The following is a 20,082-nucleotide window of genomic DNA, read 5'->3' on the forward strand; positions in this document are numbered from 1 at the left end:
GGCCGCGGCGGGCGCTGCCGCCCGGCTCCAGGTCACCGGGGCTGGAGCAGGTCCCACTTGTTGCCGTAGAGGTCCTCGAAGACGGCCACCGAGCCGTACGCCTCGTGCCGCGGTTCCTCGAGGAAGCGCACACCCGCCGCCGTCATCCGGGCGTGGTCGCGCGCGAAGTCGTCCGTGTGCAGGAAGAAGCCCACCCGACCGCCGGTCTGCGCCCCGACGCTCGCGCGCTGCCCCTCGTCGCCGGCGCGGGCCAGCAGGAGGCCCGTGCCGGTCCCGGAACCCGCCGGGCGGACCACCACCCAGCGGCTGCCGTCCCCCCGGTCGGTGTCCTCGACCAGGTGGAATCCCAGTGCGTCGGTGTAGAAGGCGATGGCCTCGTCGTAGTCGCGGACGACGAGCGTGATCAGGGCGATGTTCGGCATGCGTCAAGGTTATACGTATGACTGGCCACAATGGGCGGCATGCCCGCCCTGCCGCACCACCTCGTCGAGCGCGCCCGCTCCCTCGCCGTACCGGGACGCCGGCGCCTCCTCGGGATCGCAGGGGCGCCCGGCGCCGGGAAATCCACCCTCGCCGGCCGGATCGTCGAAGCGCTCGACGGCCTCGCCGTCCTCGTCCCCATGGACGGCTTCCACCTCGCCCAGCAAGAACTGCGGCGTCTCGGCCGCGAACACCGCAAAGGCGCCCCCGACACCTTCGACGCCGCCGGGTACGCCGCACTGCTCGGCAGGCTGCGCGCCCCCGACCCGGACGCCGTCGTCTACGCGCCCGCCTTCGACCGGACACTGGAGGAACCGGTGGCCGCGAGCATCCCCGTGGCCCCGGCGGTGCCGCTCGTCGTCACCGAAGGCAACTACCTGCTGCACGACGAAGGGCCCTGGGCACGGGTCCGGCCCCTCCTCGACGAGGTGTGGTTCCTCGAGCTCGACCAGGAGGAGCGGCTGCGCCGGCTGGTCGACCGGCATGTGCGCTTCGGGAAGGAACGCCCGTTCGCCGAGCGCTGGGTCCACGACTCCGACGAACCCAACGCACGACTGATCGGCCACGGCCGTGACCGGGCCGATCTCGTCGTGCCGATGAAGTGATCGAAAGGGGGAGCCCCGCAGTTCACCCGGGGTCGGTACGCTCGAATCAGTGACAGGCGAGCGGAGGGCGGTTGACGTGGGGTTGTTCCGGCGAGGGCCGAAGCGTGACGGACGCGATGCGCCCCGGGACCCCGAGTTCTCCTTCTTCTCCGCCGACGAGGGGGCGAGGTTCCGCGCCCAGGTCCGCGAGGCGTTCGCCGAGCAGGGCCTCGAGGTGACCGTCTACACCGACATGGTGTCCGACAGCGCCGGCCGGCAGTTCGGCCTCGGCAACCTCGCCGCCGTGTGCCACAACGACGAACGCGGACCCCGCGTGTGGCCCGAACTGATTCACCAGCACGTCGGCATGGTGCTGCGCACCATGGACGCGCCGTCCGCGCTGGAGACCCTGCCCGCCGAACAGATCCGCGCCCAGCTCTACCCCCGTGTCGTCGGCGCCGAGGGACTCGACCCGCGGAGCTTCGCGTACGCCCGCACCGTCGCCCCCGGCCTGTACGAGATCCTCGCGCTCGACCTCCCCGAGAGCGTCATGATGCTCACCGACGAGGCGCTCGAACCCCTCGGCGACCTGCCCTATCTGCGCGACCAGGCGCTTTACAACCTCCGTGGACTGCCCGTCGAGGCGCACGAGACCGTCAAGGACTCCGAGGGCATGCGCTTCGAGGTCGTGCTCGGTGACTCCTTCTACACGGCGAGCCGGGTCCTGACCCTGGAGACGCTGGTACGGCAGGTCACCGGGGAGGAGCTGACCGCGGACGGCGCCCTGGTGGCCATGCCCTTCCGGCACCAGCTTGCCTTCCACGCCATCCACGACACCGGCCTGCTCCCCGCCCTCAACGCGATGGCCGCCTTCGCAGCCACGGGGTACGAGGACACGCCCGGCGCCATCAGCCCCTACGTCTACTGGTGGCACGGCGGCACGCTCACCCAGCTGAGCGACCGCGACGAGGACGGCGAGGGTCTGCAGATCATGATCGGCGAGGAGTTCCAGGAACTGCTCGAGCGGCTCGTCGCCAAGGAGGAACGGCCCCCCGGCGACGAGAACTGAGCCGGGCCGGCCACGCCGGCGACCGGGTCACTCATGTCGGTGATTCCAGGGGCGCCCGCGCAGGTCACAGGCGTGTTCTCCGGCAGGGTTGGCGGATGCGCACTCCCCGGATCCTGGCCTCCCTCGCTCTTCTCCTGCTCGGTGTGACCGGCTGCGTGGCCGTGCCGACGGCCCCACGGCCCGCACCGGCGCCGAGCCTGGCCCCGGCCGGCGACCGGTCGCCGGCGCCCGTCGTGCCGGGCCGCGTCGTCCAGCCGTCGGCGCGCGAGGCACTGGCCTCCACCGGTCCGGAGGAGCGCCCGAAGGGCAAGGCGAAGGAGCGGGGCGGTCCGAAGGCTCAGGGGGAGGGCAGGAAGGCGGCGGAGGAGCCCGTCCGGCGGTTGCGGCCGCGGCGCCCCGCCGCGGGCCCCGCGCGTGCCGTCCCCGTGCGGCCCGAGCGCCGCGCCGCCGCACCCGAGCGGCGGACGCAGCGCCCGGCGCCCCGTCCCCGGCCGCCGCGGCCCCGCACGAGCTACGACATGCGCAGCCTGTGCGAGGCCTCCGACGGGGTGACGCACGCCGATGTCACCGCCCTGTGCCGCAGCTCGTACGGCTCCGGCCGGCGCTGACGGTGCCGCTTGCCGCTGCCGCACGGATGGACCCCGGCGGCCCGGCACGGTCGAGCGCGACGGCCTTCAGGAGTCGGCGAGTACCGCACAGCTCTGCGGCGGCAGGTGCAGCACCCCGTCCCCCTCCGGCGGGACGACGTCGCCCCACGCCGCCGCGATCCGGCCGCCGCCGCCCAGCGGGATGGCGGCGGTCTCCTTGGCGAAATTGACCGCCACCCGCAGATCGCCCCGCCGGTACGCCAGCCATCGGGCCTGCTCGTCGAAGGCCACCTTCACCGCCGCCAGGTCCGGGTCCGACAGATCCGGCAGCGCGCGGCGCATGGCGATCAGTTCGCGGTACCACTCCAGGAGCCGGACGTGCGGCTCCCGCTCCCGCTCCGACCGGTCCAGGCACGAACGCTCCCGGGTGGCCGGGTCCTGCGGGTCCGGCACCTGCTCGGCCGACCAGCCGTGCGCCGCGAACTCCCTCCGCCTGCCCGCCCGTACGGCCTCCGCGAGCTCCGGGTCGGTGTGGTCGGTGAAGTACTGCCAGGGCGTCGAGGCGCCCCACTCCTCGCCCATGAAGAGCATGGGCGTGTACGGGCCCGTGAGCACCAGTACCGCCGCGCAGGCCAGCAGGCCGGGGGAGAGGGTGGCGGAAAGGCGGTCGCCGAGAGCCCTGTTGCCGATCTGGTCGTGCGTCTGCGCGTATCCGAGGAAACGGTGCGCGGGCGTATTGACCACGTCGACCGGGCGCCCGTGCGTCCGGCCGCGGAAGGCCGAGTACGTGCCGTCGTGGAAGAAGCCGCGGGTCAGTGTCTTCGCCAGCGCGGCCATCGGCGCACGGGCGAAGTCCGCGTAGTAGCCCTGCGACTCGCCCGTCAGAGCGGTGTGCAGGGCGTGGTGGAAGTCGTCGTTCCACTGGGCGTGCAGCCCGATGCCGCCCTGCGTGCGCGGCGTCGTCGTCCGCGGGTCGCACCGGTCCGACTCGGCGATCAGGAACAGCGGGCGGCCGAGGTCCCCGGCGAGCCCGTCGACGGCGGCGGACAGCTCCTCGAGGAACGTCAGCGCCCGGTCGTCGGCCAGCGCGTGCACCGCGTCCAGCCGCAGCCCGTCGAGACGGTAGTCGCGCAGCCAGGCCAGGGCGCTGCCCAGCAGATAGGCGCGCACCTCGTCCGAGCCGGGTGCGTCCAGATTGACCGCGGAACCCCACGGAGTGTGGTGGGTGTCGGTGAAGTACGGGCCGAACGCGGGCAGATGATTGCCGGACGGGCCCAGGTGGTTGTGCACCACGTCGAGGACCACGCCGAGACCGTGCCCGTGTGCGGCGTCGACGAAGCGCTTGAGCGCCTCCGGCCCGCCGTAGGGCTCGTGGACCGCCCAGGGCGACACCCCGTCGTAACCCCAGCCGTGGACACCGGGGAAGGAGCACAGCGGCATCAGTTCCACATGCGTGACGCCCAGCTCGGCCAGCTCGCCCAGCTTCTCCGCGGCGGCGTCGAGCGTCCCCTCTGTGGTGTACGTGCCGATGTGCAGCTCGTACAGGACCGCGCCCTCCAGTCCGCGCCCCGGCCAGTCCCGCCGCCAGCCGTACCGGTCCTGGTCGAAGACCGCGCTGGGGCCGTCCGGGCCGTCGGGCTGGCGGCGGGAGCGGGGGTCCGGCCGTACGGGGCCCCCGTCCAGCGAGAAGCCGTAGCGCGCCCCGTCCTCCGCCGGCGCCTCCGCGACCCACCATCCGTCCCGCCCCTGCGCGCGCTCCATCGGGTGCTCGGCACCCTCCAGCCACAGAGTGACCCGCTCCTCGGCGTTCGGCGCCCACACCTCGAACAGCAGCACTGGCGTCCCCTCGTCGTCGATGGCCATCGACCCATGTTCCGTCCCCACATCCTGGCAAGACCAAGGTCTTCAGGCGGTGTGCTTGGGCCATTAAGGTCACGAACCATGTCGATGCCGCAGGAACCGATGGAGCCGATGGAGCCGATGCCCGCCTTTCCGCCCGGCTTCCTGTGGGGAGCCTCGGCGTCCGCCTTCCAGACCGAAGGCGCGGCCGACGCCGACGGCAAGGGACCGTCCGGCTGGGACGCCTTCGCCGCCCGGGGCCGTATCAAGGACGGCTCCGACGCCGCCCGCGGCACCGGCTTCCACGAGCGCTACCGCGAGGACGTCGCCCTGCTCGCCGGGCTGGGAGCGGACGCGTTCCGCTTCTCGGTGAGCTGGCCGCGGGTCGTGCCCGGCGGCAGCGGTCCGGTCAACGCGCGGGGCCTCGACTTCTACGACCGGCTCGTCGACGAACTCTGCGCCCACGGCATCACCCCGGCACCCACCCTCTACCACTGGGACACCCCGCTCCCGCTCGAGGAGGCCGGCGGCTGGCTCCGGCGGGACACGGCCCTGCGGTTCGCCGACTACGCCTCGGCCGTCGCACAGCGGCTCGCCGATCGCGTCCCCTTGTGGATGACCCTGAACGAACCGGCCGAGGTCACCCTCCTCGGTTACGCGCTCGGCGAGCACGCCCCCGGGAAGCAACTGCTCTTCGACGCGCTGCCGGCCGCCCACCACCAACTGCTCGCCCACGGGCTCGCCGTGACGGCCCTGCGGGCCGCCGGAGCGCGGAGCGTCGGGCTCGCCGTCTCCCACTCGCCGGTGTGGACGGCCGGGGACACCGAGGAGGACCGATTCGCCGCCGAGCTGTACGACACGATCACCAACCGGCTGTTCGCCGATCCGCTCCTCACCGGCGCCTATCCCGACGAGAACTTCGCGTCACTGATGCCCGGTCCGGTCGCCGACGATCTCACCGTCATCGCCCAGCCGCTCGACTTCTACGGCGTGAACTACTACCACCCGATGCTCGTCGGCGCCCCCGCCGACGACGCCCCGGGCGGCTTCGCGGGAGTGGGCATGCCCGCCGGACTCCCCTTCGGGCTGCGGGACATCGACTGCGAGGAACGCACCGACTTCGGCTGGCCCGTCGTCCCCGACGGACTGCGGGAACTGCTCGGGTCACTCGGCGGACGCTACGGCGACCGGCTGCCGCCCGTGATCATCACGGAGAACGGCTGCTCCTACGACGGCCTCGACGACCGGCGCCGCATCGCCTTCCTCGACGCCCACCTGCGCTCCCTGCACCGGGCCATGGGCGAGGGGGCCGATGTCCGCGGCTACTTCACCTGGTCGCTCACCGACAACATCGAGTGGGTCGAGGGTGCGTCCCGGCGCTTCGGTCTCGTCCACATCGACTACGAGACGCTGCGGCGCACGCCGAAGGCGTCCTACCACTGGTACCGGGACATGATCGCCGCGCAGAAGGGCGAGCCGGACCACTGACCGTCCCCGCAGGGGCGCCCGCGACGCGGACACCCCTGCGGCGCGTGGTCAGTTCCGGGGCGCGGGCACGAAGTGCACCCGTTCCTGGACGACCGGGTGGCCGGCCTTGGTGAAGTTCGCGGCCATGGGGAAGTTCCCCTGGTCGGTGGCACCGGCGATGAACTCGGCGCCCTGTTCCGCGAGGAAGTGCGTGCACTCCGCCAGCAGGTCGTACGCGTATCCGTGGCCGCGGTGCTCCGGTACCACCCCGATGAAGCCGACGCACGGCCCCGACGGATTGCGTGCGGGGATGTGGATGCCCACCAGGTCGCCGTCCGGGGTGTGGGCGACCTGCCACCATTCACGGGGGGACGGGCACCAGTTGAAGAAGTCCATCTCCTCCCGCGCGGCCTTGTCGAGGCCGCCTTCCGCGACCGCCCGCAGCGCGTGGGCGTCCAGCGTCACGGAGTGGATGCGGCGCAGCGCGTCGAAGAACACGGCGTCGTCCGGCTCCGGGCGGAACACCAGCCGCCCGGGCCGCTCCGGCAGCCCGCATCCGGGCGTCCACCGGTACTGGTACCGCTCGACCAGCACCTCCATGCCGGCGGCCTTCGCCGCCCTCATACGGGCCTCACCGGCCGCGCGGACGGCCGCGTCGTCGCGCCAGCCGGCGGGGAGGATCAGTTCGTACTCGACCTGGAAGGGGGAGGTGCGCAGCAGTTCGGCGCCCGACTCCTCCTCGCCCTCCGCGACGTCGAACCAGTTGACGTTGACGGGTGACGTGTCGTCGGGGCCGCCCCACCAGGCGGCCCTGGCGACCACCTTGCCGTCACGCAGTGCCACCCGCTTCCAGTCGGGGCGGTGCGTCGCGCGGGAGAGGGCCCGGCCCACGCCGAGCGGGTCGGGCAGGGTGTCGAAGAGATGTGCGTCGCTCTCACCGAGCGCGCGGATGACCGTGTCGGTCATGAGGATGTCCTCCGGAAGAGATGCTTGCGCGCTCCCGGTCAGACTGCGGACGCCGGGCGGACGGGGCGGGAGCGCGGGAACGGTGTGGTGTACACGGCACTCGCCTCCTTCCGTCGTTTGTGGCGTGATCGTCACAATAGGGGGCCGGCCGGCGGCCCGTCCAGCTCTTTCCGGCACGCGCCAGGGGCGGAACCGGCCGCCACTGTGCCGGAATTGATGCTTCCGTGCAGGTCAGGGCGGGCTCGGAAACCGCTTCGTCTGGACACCTCGGGGCCTTCGGGCCGACAATCTGGAACGTGACGTCCTCCTTCGAGTCCAACACGTACCCCGCGCGGCTCTCCGATGCCGAGCGTGAGCGTGTCCTCGACGTGCTGAGAGAGGGCGCGGCCCAGGGCAGGCTGTCGCACGAGACGTTCGTGCAACGCATGGAACTGGCCTTCGCCGCACGCCGCACCGAGGAACTGGACGCCCTCACCGCCGACCTGGTCGACAAGGGCCGCTGGTCGCGCCGGCTCTACCGCGCGGTCGGCAAGGTCTCCGCGTTCTCCGTCCGGCTGCGCCGGGCCTGGCAGGCGGAGAAGCTGCCGCCGCTGCTCCTGCCCGAGCCCGGCCCCTATCCGCTCCGGATCGGCCGTGACCCGGCCAACGGCCTGCGGCTCAGCCACGACACCGTCTCGCGCCTGCACGCGGAACTGAGCCACCAGGGCACCATGTGGGTTCTGCGCGACCTCGGCTCGACGAACGGCACCACGGTCAACGGCCGCCGGGTGACCGGCTCGATCGTCGTCAACGACGGGGACATGGTGGGCTTCGGCAGCGTCAGCTACCGCCTCACCGCCCGCTGACCCCGCGGCCCCACCACCGGCCCTACTGCTGGTGCAGTGCGCGGCCCGCGAGCGTCAGGAACGCCTCGCCGACCGCCTCCGACAGGGTCGGATGCGGGTGGATGTGGGCGGCGACGTCGGAGGGTTCCGCGTCCCAGCCGACGATCAGCTGGCTCTCGGCGATCATCTCGGAGACGTGCGGGCCCACGAGATGGACGCCGAGCACCCGGCCGCCGCGCTCGGCGACGATCTTCACCATCCCGCCCTGCCCGTGCACCATGGCCTTGGCGACCGCCGTCAGCGGCATCGTGTTGACGTCCACCTCGAAGCCGGCGGCCCGGGCCTCCGCCTCGCCCAGTCCCACGGAAGCCGTCTGCGGCGAGGAGTACGTGACCCGGGGGACGGCCGCGTAGTCCACGGGCCGCGTGGGGAGACCGGCGAGCGCCTCAGCCACCAACAGGCCCTCCGCGAACGACGCGTGCGCGAGACCGGGCGACGGCGGCGGCAGCAGGTCGCCCACCACATGGATCCCCGGGACCGCCGTCTCCAGGCGTGAGAAGTCGGCAGGGGCGACATGGCCGCGCGCGTCCGTCGTCAGACCGGCACCGGCCAGTCCGAGGCCGTCAGTCACCGGCTCGCGTCCCACCGCGACCAGCAGCCGCTCCGCCTCCACCGTGCGCGTCTCGCCGCGTGCGGTCCGTACCGTCGCCCGTACCCCGTCCTCCAGCACGGCCGTCTCGAGCAGCCGGGCGCCGGTCTGCACATCGATGCCGCGCTTCTTCAGACCACGCGTCAGATGGCGCGACACATCGGCGTCCTCCAGCGGGACCAGCCGTTCCGCCGCCTCCACGAGCACCACCGCCGCGCCCATGGAGCGGTGGAAGGACGCGTACTCGACCCCGATCGCCCCGCCGCCGAGCACCAGCACCGACCGTGGCAGCCCCGGTGCGAACAGGGCGTCGTCGCTGGTGACCACGCGCCGCCCGTCCGGCGCGAGACCGGGCAGGGTACGCGGCCTGGAGCCGGTCGCGAGCACGAGGCCGCGGCGCGCGGTCACCTCCCCGTGCCCCTCCACCCGCACGTTCCGCGTGCCCGTCAACCGCGCGGCTCCGAACAGCACTTCGACCCCGGCGTGTGACAGATGGCCCGCCACGCCACGGTGGTTGCGGGACACGATGTCGTCCCTCGTCGCCACCAGAGCCTGCCAGTCGACGGAATCGACACTCGCCTTGACGCCCCAGCGTTCCCTGGCCTCCGCGATCCCGTCGACCAGTTCGGCGGCGTGCAGCATCGCCTTGCTGGGGATGCAGCCTCGGTGCAGGCAGGTGCCGCCCACCTTGTCGCGCTCCGCGAGCACGACCTCCAGACCGAGGGCCGCCGCCCGCAGCGCGGTCGAATAGCCGCCGGTCCCTCCGCCGATCACGATCACGTCGGTCTCACGGGTCTGTGTCATGGCTCCCACTGTCCGTTCCGCCCTTGCCATGAGTCCAAGGCAATGTTCTTGTGACATCGATGCACAGCGTCTATGGGAGACCGTGAGGGCTGTGTGCGGCGCCCGTTTCACAGCGTCTATGGAGGACGGCGTGAGCCTTCGGCAGATGGAGTACTTCCTCACCGTCGTCGAGGAGTCCTCCTTCACCCGTGCCGCCGAACTGCTGCACGTCACGCAGCCCGCCCTGTCGCACCAGATCAAGGCGCTCGAACGGTCCGTCGGCGGAGAGCTGCTGGAACGGCTGCCACGAGGAGTCCGGCTGACCCAGATGGGCCGGGCCTACCTGCCGCACGCCGAACTCGCCGTCCGCAGCGCCGCCCAGGCGCGACGCGCGGCCAGGGCGGCGGCGGGGGCGGAGGGCGGCGAACTGCACATCGCCGCGCTCCACGCGGTCGCGGTCGGCGTGCTCCCCGACCTGTTCGCCCGCTGGCGGCGCGAACACCCCGGCGTGGCGCTCGTCCTCCACGAATACGGCACGACCGAGGCCCTGGAGGAGCAGATCGAACGCGGCACCGCCGACCTCGCGGTGGGGCCCGCGCCACGGCACTGGCCGGGCCCGGTCGTCCCGTTCGACGAGGAGGAGATCGTGCTCGTCGTCCCCTTCGACGACGGCCTCGCGGGCCGCGCCTCCGTCCGACTCGAGGAACTTGCGGACCACACGTGGGTGCGCTGCGCGATGGAGCCGGAGGTGGAGGGCATGCGGTTCCTCGACTGGGCCTGCGGAAAGGCCGGCTTCCGGCCCCGCACGGCGGTGTGGACCCAGCACACCTCCTCCGCGGTACGGATGGCGGCGGCCGGGGTGGGGGTCGCTGCCGCGCCGGTGCACGTGGTGCGCGGAGCGGTGGGGGAGGACTGTGTGGTCCTCCCCGCGGACCCGCCGTGGCGGCGGGCACTGACGGTGTTCTCGCGGGTGGAACCGACGGGTGCGGCCGCGGCGTTCGTCGACCTGCTGACGGGCGGGCCCGCCGCGGGGGACGGGCCCGCGCGTCGGACTGCTACCGCACGCCGCCTTCCCGTACCAGCAGGGCCACCGGCCGGCGCGTGAACAGGTCGGACACGCGGACCGGGCCGCCGGTGAACTCCCGCTCCGGGGACAGGACGTCCGCCCACCGGCCCGCCGGCAGCGCCAGTTCCGTGTCCCGCCAGCCGCCCTCGCGCTCCAGCCGCAGCGACAGGCGCGTCACCGCCGTGACCACCTCGCCCGAGCGGCAGAACGCCACACAGTGGTCCGCCGCCGGCCCCTGTGCCGTGAGCGGGGTGTACGTCCCGGACGCGCCGAACACCTCGGGAGCTGCGCGACGCAGCCGCAGGGCCGCCGTGGTGAGCGCCATCTTCTCCGCGTCGAGCCCGTCAGGGGGCGGACCGCCGAACTCCACCGGGCGGCGGTTGTCCGGGTCGACCAGTGCCAGGAACTCACGCTCGGAGCCCTGGTAGACGTCCGGCACTCCCGGCATCGTCAGATGCAGCAGCGTCGCGCCGAGCACGTTCGCCCGCGCATAGGGGGCCAGCTCGTGGACGAACCGGGCGACGGAGTGCTGCGCCTGTCCCGCCGGACCGGCGTCGACGAACGCGGAGACCGCCTTCTCGTACGCCGCGTCCGGCTCCGTCCAGCTGGTCCGGAGCCCCGCCTCCCGCACGGCCTTGAGGAGCGCCGTCTCCAGGCGGCCGGCGTCGGGAACGGTGAAGCCGACCGCCGTCTGCCACACCGTCCACGCCACCAGCGGGTCGGGCGCGGTGCCGCCGGGCAGGCCCTCCGCCTCCTCGGTGATCTGCGCGAGGAAGTCGGCCCAGCGCTCCGGGCATTCGGAGAGCACCGCGACGCGCGCCCGGACGTCCGCGCTCCGCTTGGTGTCGTGCGTGGTCAGTACGGTGCCGGTCGCGGGCCGGTCGCGGACGAGCCCCGCGCAGTACGCGTGGAAGGCGTCGGGAGCGACCGCCGGATCGCCGGGGTCACCGCCGACCTCGTTCGCGGAGAGCAGCGGCCCGTACCGGTAGAACGCCTTGTCCTCGACGGACTTCGCCCGCAGCGCCGACGCCGTCTGGGCGAAGCGGGTGCGGAACGCCTCATGGACCGGTCCCGAGCCGAGACGTCCGAGGGCCAGGTCCCTGACCACGTCCACGGCCGCCGCCTCCTCCGGCACGGTGAACGTCTCCCTCGCGCCGGCCGCGGCCTCCTCCGTCAGCGCCGCCTCGTCCCCGACGCCGTACGGGCGGTAGACGGGAACGCGGACGAGCAGCTCCCGGACGGCCTTCCGCAGCGCCCACGGCGCGTGATCGCGCAGCCGGGGCCCGGCCGCGCACACCAGGCCGGCGAGGCGGACGAGTATCGCCGTCTCCGCCGCCAGCTCACGGGTCACGACCTCGTACGCGGCGTGCCGCTGCGTCGCCTCCCAGCGGCCGCCGAGCTCCTCGGACGCCTCGGTGAACTGCTGGTGGTCCGCGGCGAGTTCGGCGGCGCCCACCGGATCGGTGAACACGCCGTCGATCTTCCGCAGGGCGTCGTACCCGGTCGTCCCGGCGACGGCCCAGCCCGCCGGCAGCGGTTCGTCGCCGGTGAGGATCTTCTCCACGACGATCCAGCAGTCCCCGCCGGTCGCCTCGTCGAGCCGCCGCAGATATCCCTCCGGGTCCGCGACCCCGTCCGGGTGGTCGACCCGCAGGCCGTCGACCACACCGTCCCGCACCAGCTCCACGATCTTGGCGTGCGTCGCGTCGAACACCTCCGGGTCCTCGACGCGGACGCCTATCAGCTCGGAGACGGTGAAGAACCGGCGGTAGTTGAGCTCGGTGCGGGCCAGCCGCCACCAGCACAGGCGGTACCACTGGGCGTCGAGCAGTTCGGCCGGCGGCAGGTGGCCGGTCGTCCCCCGCAGCGGGAAGCGCTGCTCGCCGTAGTGCAGGACCTCGCCCTCGACGTGCATCTTGTCCATCTCGTCGCCGACGCGCCCCGCGAGCACCGGGAGCAGGATCTTCCCGTCACCCGCCTCCCAGTCGATGTCGAACCAGCGCGCGAACGGCGACCTCGGCCCCTCGCGCAGCACCTCCCAGAGCGCCCGGTTGTGGCGCGGCACAGCGGCCATGTGGTTGGGGACGATGTCGAGGACGATCCCGAGGCCGTGTTCCCTCGCCGTACGGGACAGCGCCCGCAGGCCCGCCTCGCCGCCCAGCTCCTCGCGGATCCGGCTGTGGTCGACCACGTCGTAGCCGTGCGTCGAACCGGGCACCGCCTCCAGCACCGGCGACAGATGCAGATGGGAGACGCCGAGCGCGGCTATGTGCGGCACGGCAGCGGCGGCGGCCGAGAACGGGAAACCGGGCTGGAGCTGGAGCCGGTACGTGGCGGTGGGCGTCATGCGAACATACGTACCCGGCCGGAGGGGTTCCTGCGCCCGGCCCCGGGGGTGGTGTCGGCCGATCGGGTGAACTGCGGACCTGTGCGGGCGCGCCGTCGGGCCGGCGCTCGTGCGGCGTGCTCGGCGACGCGGGCGGGTGCGCCGGCGGCGGCGCGGGCGGGTGCGCCGGCGGCGGCGCGGGTGTGTCGTGCCCGCCCGCCGCCGTACCCCTGCCTAGGCGGGCCGTCGCAGCACCGTCATGCTCCGGCCGACCAGCCGCAGCTCGTCGCCCGCGGACACCATCGGGCCGTTGCCCGGCGGGACCCCCACCTTGCTCGCCGTGTCGACGACCACCTGCCACTCCTCGCCGTGGCTCACGGGCACCGTGAAGTCCAGCTCCTCCGCGCTCGCGTTGAACATCAGCAGGAACGAGTCGTCGGAGATCCGCTCGCCCCGCGGCCCCGGCTCGGAGATCGCGTGGCCGTTGAGGAAGACGGACAGCGCCTTGGCGTGCGCTGCCTGCCAGTCCCTGGCGACCATCTCGTCGCCCTGCGGGGTGAACCAGGCGATGTCGGTCAGCTCGTCGTGCGTCCCCTCCACCGGCCGGCCGTGGAAGAACCGGCGCCGCCGGAAGACGGGGTGGTCGCGCCGCAGCCACACCATCGTCTTGGTGAAGGCCAGGAGCGACCCCTCCTCGTCCTCGCCCGGCTCCGGCCAGTGGACCCAGGCGATCTCGTTGTCCTGGCAGTAGGCGTTGTTGTTGCCGCCCTGGGTGCGCCCGAACTCGTCGCCGTGGCTGAGCATCGGCACGCCCTGCGACAGCATCAGCGTCGCGATGAAGTTGCGCATCTGCCGCTCGCGCAGCTCCAGCACACCCTCGTCGTCGGTCTCGCCCTCCGCGCCGCAGTTCCACGACCGGTTGTGGCTCTCGCCGTCGCGGTTGTTCTCGCCGTTGGCCTCGTTGTGCTTGTCGTTGTAGGAGACCAGGTCGTGCAGGGTGAAGCCGTCGTGGCAGGTGGTGAAGTTGATCGAGGCCAGCGGGCGCCGGCCGTCGTCCTGGTACAGGTCGGAGGAGCCGGTCAGCCGCGACGCGAACTCGGCGAGCGTCCGCGGCTCGCCCCGCCACAGGTCGCGCACGCAGTCGCGGTACTTGCCGTTCCACTCGGTCCACAGCGGCGGGAAGTTCCCGACCTGGTAGCCGCCCTCGCCCACGTCCCAAGGCTCCGCGATCAGCTTCACCTGGCTGACCACCGGGTCCTGCTGGACCAGGTCGAAGAACGACGACAGCCGGTCCACCTCGTGGAACTGGCGGGCGAGCGTCGCGGCGAGGTCGAAGCGGAACCCGTCGACGTGCATCTCGGTCACCCAGTAGCGCAGCGAGTCCATGATCAGCTGGAGCACATGGGGACTGCGCATCAGCAGCGAGTTCCCGGTGCCGGTGGTGTCCATGTAGTACCGGCGGTCGTCCTCCATGAGCCGGTAGTACGACTCGTTGTCCAGGCCGCGGAAGGAGAGGGTGGGGCCGAGGTGGTTGCCTTCCGCGGTGTGGTTGTAGACCACGTCGAGGATGACTTCGATGCCCGCCTGGTGCAGGGCGCGCACGGCCTGCTTGAACTCGAGGACCTGCTCGCCGCGGTCGCCCCAGGAGGCGTAGGAGTTGTGGGGGGCGAAGAAGCCGATGGTGTTGTAGCCCCAGTAGTTGTTCAGCCCGGCGTCGACCAGCCGGTGGTCGTTCACGAACTGGTGCACCGGCATCAACTCGAGTGCGGTGACGCCCAGTTCCGTCAGATGCGAGATGACGGCGGGGTGCGCCAGCCCGGCGTAGGTGCCGCGGAGCTCGGGCGGCAGCTCGGGGTGGAGCATGGTCAGGCCCTTCACATGGGCCTCGTAGATCACCGTCCGGTGGTAGTCGGTGCGCGGCAGCCGGTCGTCACCCCAGTCGAAGTACGGGTTGACCACCACCGACGTCATGGTGTGCGGTGCGGAGTCGAGGTCGTTGCGCGAGTCGGGCCGGCCGAAGTGATAGCCGTAGACCGACTCGTTCCACTCGATGGAGCCACTGATCGCACGCGCGTACGGATCGAGCAGTAGTTTCGCGGAGTTGCAGCGCTGCCCGCGCGCCGGCTCGTACGGGCCGTGGACCCGGAAGCCGTAGCGCTGGCCGGGCATGATGCCCGGGAGATACGCGTGCCGCACAAAGGCATCGGTCTCCCGCAGCTCGACGGCCGTCTCCGAACCGTCGTCGTGCAGCAGACACAGCTCGATCCGGTGTGCGGCCTCCGAGTGCACCGCGAAGTTCGTGCCGGCGCCGTCGTACGTCGCGCCGAGGGGATACGCCTGTCCCGGCCAGACCTGCATAGATTCGACTCTTCCATTTCTGATCCGGGTAATGGGAGCTACTCGGACAAGATCCTCCCGCAAAGTGGGGCAAGCTCCTAGGACTTCGTACCCTCCTACCGGGTGACCGCTCGGAACAAGGACCGAAAAAGGCGGGGAGATGAGCCGATCGGGGGCCCCGCCGGGCCCGGCCGGCGGCGGGAATACACTCCGGCCCATGAAGACCGCGACTGCTGCCGTTGTCCAGGACCTCGCGCCGAGCGGCGTACTGCGGGCCTCCATCAACCTGGGGAACCCGGTACTGGCCAGGGGCACGCCCGACGGGCCGACCGGAGTCACCGTCGACCTCGCACGCGAGATCGGCGCCCGGCTCGGCGTACCGGTGGAACTGCTCTGCTTCGACGCGGCCCGGAAGTCGTACCGGGCCATGGCCGAGGGACACGCCGATCTCTGCTTCCTGGCCGTCGACCCCGCCCGTGAGGCCGAGGTCGCCTTCACGGCACCGTATGTACTCATCGAAGGTGTGTTTGCGGTGCCCGGCGACTCGGAGCTCACCACGGCCGCCGATGTCGACCGGCCCGGCGTGCGGATCGGGGTGAAGGAGGGATCCGCCTACGACCTCTTCCTCTCCCGCACCCTCCGGCACGCGAGCGTCGTCCGGGGGAAGGACGGGATCGACGAGTTCCGCGCCCAGGGCCTGGAGGCCGCCGCCGGCATCAGGCAGCCGATGACCGAATTCGTCGCCGCCCACCCCGGATTCCGGCTGGTCGACGGCAGGTTCATGGAGATCGGGCAGGCGGTCGGCACCACCAGGAACCGCCGGCCGGAGACCGTCGGCTACCTCCGGGACGTCGTCGAGGAGTTGAAGGCCGGTGGCTTCGTCGCCGAGGCACTGAGGCGCGCCGACCAGCCCGACGACCTGGTCGCTCCACCCGGGTAGACACGGGTCTGTGAGGGGCCGGTGAACGTCAACGCTATGAATCCCCTCACTCCGGGAAGCCGGCTTCGAAGGGAACCAGGCGCATTGTTACGTGAGTTGGGGAATCTGCCGACGGATCCGGCTGCACCGGCTCCGGCGGCCGGAGTAGGCTTCCTTGATCGTTCAAGGGGGCAGGGAAGGCGGTGCGTGGGTGAGCTCGGGAGGGCTGGAGCTACCCCCCGGTGACACGGGTCACGAGGGGGGAGACTCCGCCGAGGTCCCGCCAGGAGCGGTCTCGCTCGCGCGGCCGATGGAGATCGGGGCGGAACTGGACTGGGGCGCGGACGCCTGGAGTGAGGTACGCACACGTGCCCAGCGGGCCGGGCGCGCCTACATCTGGCTGAATCTGGTGGAACAGCGGCTGCGGGCGGTGGTCGCCGCCGTGCTGCGTCCGATCTACGAGCCGGTGCACGGCGACGACTGGGTCGTCGCCGCGGCCGGCCCGGCCGGTCAGGAATGGGTGCAGCGGGCCGTCGCGGTCCGGGAGGTCTCCCGCCGCAAGGGCTATCTGCTGGACCCGGCGGACGACAACGTGCTGTCCTTCCTCACGCTGCCGCAGCTGCGCGAGCTGATGGTCCAGCACTGGCCCTGCTTCGAGCCGTACTTCGACGACCGGCGCGATGTCGAGCTGGCGCTCGACGAACTCGAGGTCGCCAGGAACGTCGTCTCCCGCAACCGCGCGCTCAACGAGGCCGTGCTCGCCCAGGCCGAGCGCGCCTCGTCCCGGCTGCTGGAGATACTCGGCAACGGCGCCGGGGTCCCCTCCGCCGAGCGGCTCCGCGTCGACGCGGTCGAGGACCTGGTCGGCGACCGGTACGCGGACGTCGTCTCCGTCCATCCCGACCGCGTCAGGCTCCAGCGCCAGCTGCCCGCGGAGGACCTCTTCGGCGGCGCGCGCCGCCTCGACGCGATCGGCATAGGACTGAACCTGCTGGTCCAGAACTTCTCCGGCCGAAGGCTCGTCCGGCTGGCCGAGTCGGGCTGCCGGGTCCGGCTGCTCTTCCTGAACCCGGCGAGCAGCGCCGTCAAGCGCCGTGAGCGCGAACTCGGCCTGAAGAAGGGCGAGCTGAGCCGCACGGTGGAGATGAACATCCTCCACATGCGGCGCGTCCGGTCCCGGCTGCGGGACCCGGGCGCCTTCGAGATCCAGGTCTTCGACGAGACCCCCCGCTTCACCGCCTACCTCGTCGACGGCGACGGGCCGGACGGCCTCGCCGTCGTCCAGTCCTACCTCCGCCGGGCCCGCGGCATGGAGGCCCCCGTGCTGGTGCTGCGGGGCGGCGGGCGTTCGGTCGTGCGTGCCGGACAGGACACCGAGACCGGGCTTTTCCAGACATATCGCGAGGAGTTCGAGTCGGTCTGGACCGATTCGCGTCCGGTGTCCTGAGTGCCCCGGTCCGAACCGGCTGTCAGTGGCCCGTGCGAGAGTGGTCGTCAACTGGGGGAAGCACCACCGCACCACACAGAAGGGGGCACCCATGTCCTGGCACCGCGAGCTGCTCGTCGGCTTCGATCTGGAGACGACGGGGACCGATCCGCTCGACGCACGCATCGTCACCGCGGCCGTCGTCGAGCTGCGGGCCGGCGAGCCGGTGCGGAGCCACGGCTGGATGGCCGACCCGGGGATAAGCATTCCGGCGCAGGCGTCCGCGATCCACGGCATCAGCAACGAGCGGGCGTCCGCGGAGGGCCGGCCCGCGCGCGAGGTGGTCGAGGAGATCGCCGGCACGCTGACCGCCCACTGGCGGCAGGGCGTCCCGGTCGTCGCGTACAACGCCGCCTTCGATCTCACGCTGCTGGCGGCCGAGCTGCGGCGGCACGGCCTGCCCTCGCTCGGCGAGCGGCTGGACGGCCGACCGATCGGCCCCGTCATCGACCCGTACACGATCGACCGGGCGGTCGACCGCTACCGCAAGGGCAAGCGCACCCTCGAAGCGGTCTGTGTCGAATACGGCGTGGTGCTCGGCAGCGCGCACCACGCCGACGCCGACGCCCGCGCCGCGGTCCTGGTGGCCTGCGCGATAGCCGAGCGGCACGCCGCGGTGGCCTCCCTCACCGTCGCGGAGCTGCACGCACGACAGGTCGACTGGTACGCGGAGTGGGCGGTCGGCTTCCAGAGCTTCCTGCGCCGCAAGGGCACCGCCGACGCGGTGATCGACACCTCCTGGCCGATGCGGGAGCCGGCGCCGGTCGTCGGCTAGAAGGGGTACCAGCGCACCTCGGGGTCGTCGTCGCGCAAGGAGGCCACCCGGCGGCGGAATTCGGCCAGTGCCTTGGGGTCGGCCGGTGCGTGCTGGGCGACCCAGGCGCAGCTGGCCGTCTCGCGGGCGCCACGCAGGACGGCGCAGCCCTCCCACTCCCGCACGTCCCAGCCGTAGGCGCCGGCGAACGCGTCGTACGCCTCGGCGGGCAGGCCGTAGCGGTCGCGGGACAGGGCCATGACCACCAGGTCGTGCTCGCGCAGGTCCGACGAGACGGTCTCCAGGTCGACCAGGACCGGACCGTCCGGGCCCACGAGGACGTTGCGGGGGAGCGCGTCACCGTGGATCGGGCCCGGCAGGAGGTGCGGGGTGAGACCGGCCGCGGCGGCTTCGAACCCGTCGCGACGCTCCCGCAGATACGCGGCGTCGGCCGGATCGATCGCGTCGCCCGCCAGCCGCAGCCAGCGTTCGACACCGCCGAGCAGCTCCCGGCGGGGCAGCCCGAAGGGAGGGGCGGGGAGCGCGTGGAAGAGGCGCAGCAGTTCCGCGAGGTCGGCCGGCCCCGCCGGCCGTACGGCGTCGGGCAGCCGGTGCCACACCGTCACCGGGTGACCGTCGACCAGCCGCGCCACGGGTTCGGCTGCCCGTACCGCCGGCACCCCGGCGCTCTCCAGCCAGCCGGCGACCGCTAGTTCCCGCTCGGCCCGCGGCAGCGTCTCGGCGTCCCGGCCGACCTTCACCACCGTCCGGTCCGCCGCGAACACGGCATTCTCGCCGAGCGCCAGCAAGGCCGCGTCCGCCGGGAAACCGGCTGCCGTCAGCACCTCGCGTGCCCGTGTCTCGTCCATCGTCCTCTCCCAGCACCGTCGTGAATCCGACAAAGTCTCGCATCCGTGCAGGTCGCCTTGACGAACCGACGGCCCGTCAGCACGATGACGGGGGCCGCCGGGGCGGCCGGACAATCCGTGACCAGCCGCCCGAAGGAGTCGAATACGTGATATCGGCGACCGCAACGGCGCGGTCCGGGAGGAAGGCGGCCCGGAGCACCGGGAGAGCGGTGGACCACGGGGCCTGGTTCCTCGTACTGCCCGCGCTGATCCCCATCCTGGTGCTGAGTGTGGGACCGCTGCTCTACGGCATCTCGCTGGCCTTCACCGACGCCCAGGCCGGGCGCACCGAACCCACCGAGTGGATCGGCACGCTCAACTTCCAGGACCTGCTCCACGACACACTCTTCTGGGAGTCGTTCAGGATCGGTCTGCTGTGGGCGGTCGGGGTGACCGTCCCGCAGTTCCTGCTCGCGCTCGGCCTCGCCCTGCTGCTCGACCAGCGGCTGCGGCTGCGCTGGCTCGCCCGGGCGCTGGCGATCGTCCCGTGGGCGATGCCCGAGGTCGTCGTCGGCATCATGTGGCGGCTCGTCTACAACCCCGACGCGGGCATCCTCAACGAGACTCTGCGGGACCTGGGCCTGGGCGGCGGACACGACTGGCTCACCGGCCTCGCCACCGCCCTGCCGGCGGTGATCGTCGTCGGGATCTGGGCCGGCATGCCGCAGACCACCGTCGCGCTGCTCGCCGGACTGCAGAACACCCCGCACGAACTGCACGAGGCGGCCGCCCTCGACGGCGCGGGTGCCTGGCGCCGGTTCCGTACCGTCACCTGGCCGGCGATCAGACCGGTCGCGCTCGCCGTCACCGCCCTGAACTTCATCTGGAACTTCAACGCCTTCGCGCTGGTGTACGTGCTCACGAGCGGCGGTCCGGGCGGCCGGACCCGGCTGCCGATGCTGTTCGCCTACGAACAGGCCTTCCGCTACGGCCAGTTCGGGTACGCGGCGGCGATGGGCTGCGTCATGGTCGCGCTCATCTCGGTGATGCTCGCCTTCTACCTGGTGGGACGGCTCAAGGGAGGCGAGGACGCATGAC

At 72.3% G+C, this 20,082-nt stretch carries 17 protein-coding genes; 10 read left to right on the top strand and 7 right to left on the bottom strand.

Going from position 1 to position 20,082, the window contains the following annotated elements:
• Nucleotides 1-32: 32 nt before the first annotated feature.
• The gene (locus tag ACTMTU_RS00090) at nucleotides 33-422 is read right to left on the bottom strand and encodes a VOC family protein (protein ID WP_441261315.1); all 390 of its coding nucleotides are present in this window, start codon (nucleotides 420-422) and stop codon (nucleotides 33-35) included.
• Nucleotides 423-452: 30 nt separating this feature from the next.
• Here ACTMTU_RS00090 and ACTMTU_RS00095 point away from each other — a divergent pair, with 30 nt between their 5' ends.
• The 3 genes from ACTMTU_RS00095 to ACTMTU_RS00105 all read left to right on the top strand — a co-directional run bounded on the left by ACTMTU_RS00095 (nucleotide 453) and on the right by ACTMTU_RS00105 (nucleotide 2,741).
• Nucleotides 453-1,085 (top strand): nucleoside/nucleotide kinase family protein, encoded by a 633-nt coding sequence (locus ACTMTU_RS00095; protein ID WP_441261316.1) that lies wholly within the window; start codon nucleotides 453-455, stop codon nucleotides 1,083-1,085.
• A gap of 76 nt (nucleotides 1,086-1,161) precedes the next feature.
• Nucleotides 1,162-2,133 (top strand): hypothetical protein, encoded by a 972-nt coding sequence (locus ACTMTU_RS00100; RefSeq protein ID WP_441261317.1) that lies wholly within the window; start codon nucleotides 1,162-1,164, stop codon nucleotides 2,131-2,133.
• Nucleotides 2,134-2,228: 95 nt separating this feature from the next.
• On the top strand, nucleotides 2,229-2,741 hold the full coding sequence (locus ACTMTU_RS00105; protein ID WP_441261318.1) for a hypothetical protein: 513 nt from the start codon (nucleotides 2,229-2,231) through the stop codon (nucleotides 2,739-2,741).
• A 66-nt stretch (nucleotides 2,742-2,807) separates the two neighbouring features.
• On the opposite strand, the gene treZ is transcribed toward ACTMTU_RS00105, so the two are convergent.
• Nucleotides 2,808-4,553 carry a malto-oligosyltrehalose trehalohydrolase gene (gene treZ / locus ACTMTU_RS00110; protein ID WP_441261949.1) on the bottom strand — a complete coding sequence of 582 codons (1,746 nt, stop codon included), beginning with the start codon at nucleotides 4,551-4,553 and terminating at the stop codon, nucleotides 2,808-2,810.
• 108 nt (nucleotides 4,554-4,661) lie between these two features.
• Here treZ and ACTMTU_RS00115 point away from each other — a divergent pair, with 108 nt between their 5' ends.
• On the top strand, nucleotides 4,662-6,047 hold the full coding sequence (locus ACTMTU_RS00115) for a GH1 family beta-glucosidase (protein WP_441261319.1): 1,386 nt from the start codon (nucleotides 4,662-4,664) through the stop codon (nucleotides 6,045-6,047).
• A 48-nt stretch (nucleotides 6,048-6,095) separates the two neighbouring features.
• Here the strand turns inward: ACTMTU_RS00115 and ACTMTU_RS00120 are convergent, their stop codons facing one another.
• Nucleotides 6,096-6,992, bottom strand: coding sequence for a GNAT family N-acetyltransferase (locus ACTMTU_RS00120; protein WP_441261320.1), 897 nt, complete (start codon nucleotides 6,990-6,992; stop codon nucleotides 6,096-6,098).
• Between the two features lie 296 nt (nucleotides 6,993-7,288).
• Between ACTMTU_RS00120 and ACTMTU_RS00125 the strand changes: the two genes are divergently transcribed.
• The gene (locus ACTMTU_RS00125) at nucleotides 7,289-7,837 is read left to right on the top strand and encodes an FHA domain-containing protein (protein ID WP_441261321.1); all 549 of its coding nucleotides are present in this window, start codon (nucleotides 7,289-7,291) and stop codon (nucleotides 7,835-7,837) included.
• Nucleotides 7,838-7,859: 22 nt separating this feature from the next.
• Here the strand turns inward: ACTMTU_RS00125 and lpdA are convergent, their stop codons facing one another.
• A complete protein-coding gene (gene lpdA / locus ACTMTU_RS00130) occupies nucleotides 7,860-9,269 on the bottom strand; it encodes a dihydrolipoyl dehydrogenase (protein ID WP_441261322.1) in 1,410 nt (469 codons plus the stop codon).
• A gap of 130 nt (nucleotides 9,270-9,399) precedes the next feature.
• On the opposite strand from lpdA, the gene ACTMTU_RS00135 reads away from it, so the two are divergent.
• Nucleotides 9,400-10,353 (top strand): LysR family transcriptional regulator, encoded by a 954-nt coding sequence (locus ACTMTU_RS00135; RefSeq protein ID WP_441261323.1) that lies wholly within the window; start codon nucleotides 9,400-9,402, stop codon nucleotides 10,351-10,353.
• Here ACTMTU_RS00135 and treY read toward each other — a convergent pair.
• Both treY and glgX read right to left on the bottom strand, forming a co-directional pair.
• On the bottom strand, nucleotides 10,304-12,661 hold the full coding sequence (gene treY / locus ACTMTU_RS00140; protein WP_441261324.1) for a malto-oligosyltrehalose synthase: 2,358 nt from the start codon (nucleotides 12,659-12,661) through the stop codon (nucleotides 10,304-10,306). The genes ACTMTU_RS00135 and treY overlap by 50 nt on opposite strands.
• A gap of 213 nt (nucleotides 12,662-12,874) precedes the next feature.
• Entirely contained in the window at nucleotides 12,875-14,998 is a 2,124-nt protein-coding gene (gene glgX / locus ACTMTU_RS00145; RefSeq protein WP_441261325.1) for a glycogen debranching protein GlgX, read from the bottom strand.
• A gap of 196 nt (nucleotides 14,999-15,194) precedes the next feature.
• Between glgX and ACTMTU_RS00150 the strand changes: the two genes are divergently transcribed.
• From ACTMTU_RS00150 to ACTMTU_RS00160, 3 genes are all read left to right on the top strand, one after another.
• Nucleotides 15,195-15,917: a transporter substrate-binding domain-containing protein gene (locus ACTMTU_RS00150; RefSeq protein WP_441261326.1), complete on the top strand. Its 723-nt coding sequence runs from the start codon at nucleotides 15,195-15,197 to the stop codon at nucleotides 15,915-15,917.
• A gap of 190 nt (nucleotides 15,918-16,107) precedes the next feature.
• Nucleotides 16,108-17,343, top strand: coding sequence for an SAV2148 family HEPN domain-containing protein (locus ACTMTU_RS00155; protein WP_441261327.1), 1,236 nt, complete (start codon nucleotides 16,108-16,110; stop codon nucleotides 17,341-17,343).
• A 91-nt stretch (nucleotides 17,344-17,434) separates the two neighbouring features.
• A complete protein-coding gene (locus ACTMTU_RS00160) occupies nucleotides 17,435-18,157 on the top strand; it encodes a 3'-5' exonuclease (RefSeq protein WP_441261328.1) in 723 nt (240 codons plus the stop codon).
• Here ACTMTU_RS00160 and ACTMTU_RS00165 read toward each other — a convergent pair.
• Complete coding sequence (locus ACTMTU_RS00165; protein WP_441261329.1) at nucleotides 18,154-19,005, bottom strand: phosphotransferase enzyme family protein; 852 nt, start codon at nucleotides 19,003-19,005, stop codon at nucleotides 18,154-18,156. The genes ACTMTU_RS00160 and ACTMTU_RS00165 overlap by 4 nt on opposite strands.
• Before the next feature lie 146 nt (nucleotides 19,006-19,151).
• On the opposite strand from ACTMTU_RS00165, the gene ACTMTU_RS00170 reads away from it, so the two are divergent.
• Nucleotides 19,152-20,081 carry a carbohydrate ABC transporter permease gene (locus tag ACTMTU_RS00170; RefSeq protein ID WP_441261330.1) on the top strand — a complete coding sequence of 310 codons (930 nt, stop codon included), beginning with the start codon at nucleotides 19,152-19,154 and terminating at the stop codon, nucleotides 20,079-20,081.
• Nucleotide 20,082 lies beyond the last annotated feature (1 nt).

The organism is Streptomyces sp. OZ13 (assembly GCF_052068155.1).
Lineage (GTDB): Bacteria > Actinomycetota > Actinomycetes > Streptomycetales > Streptomycetaceae > Streptomyces.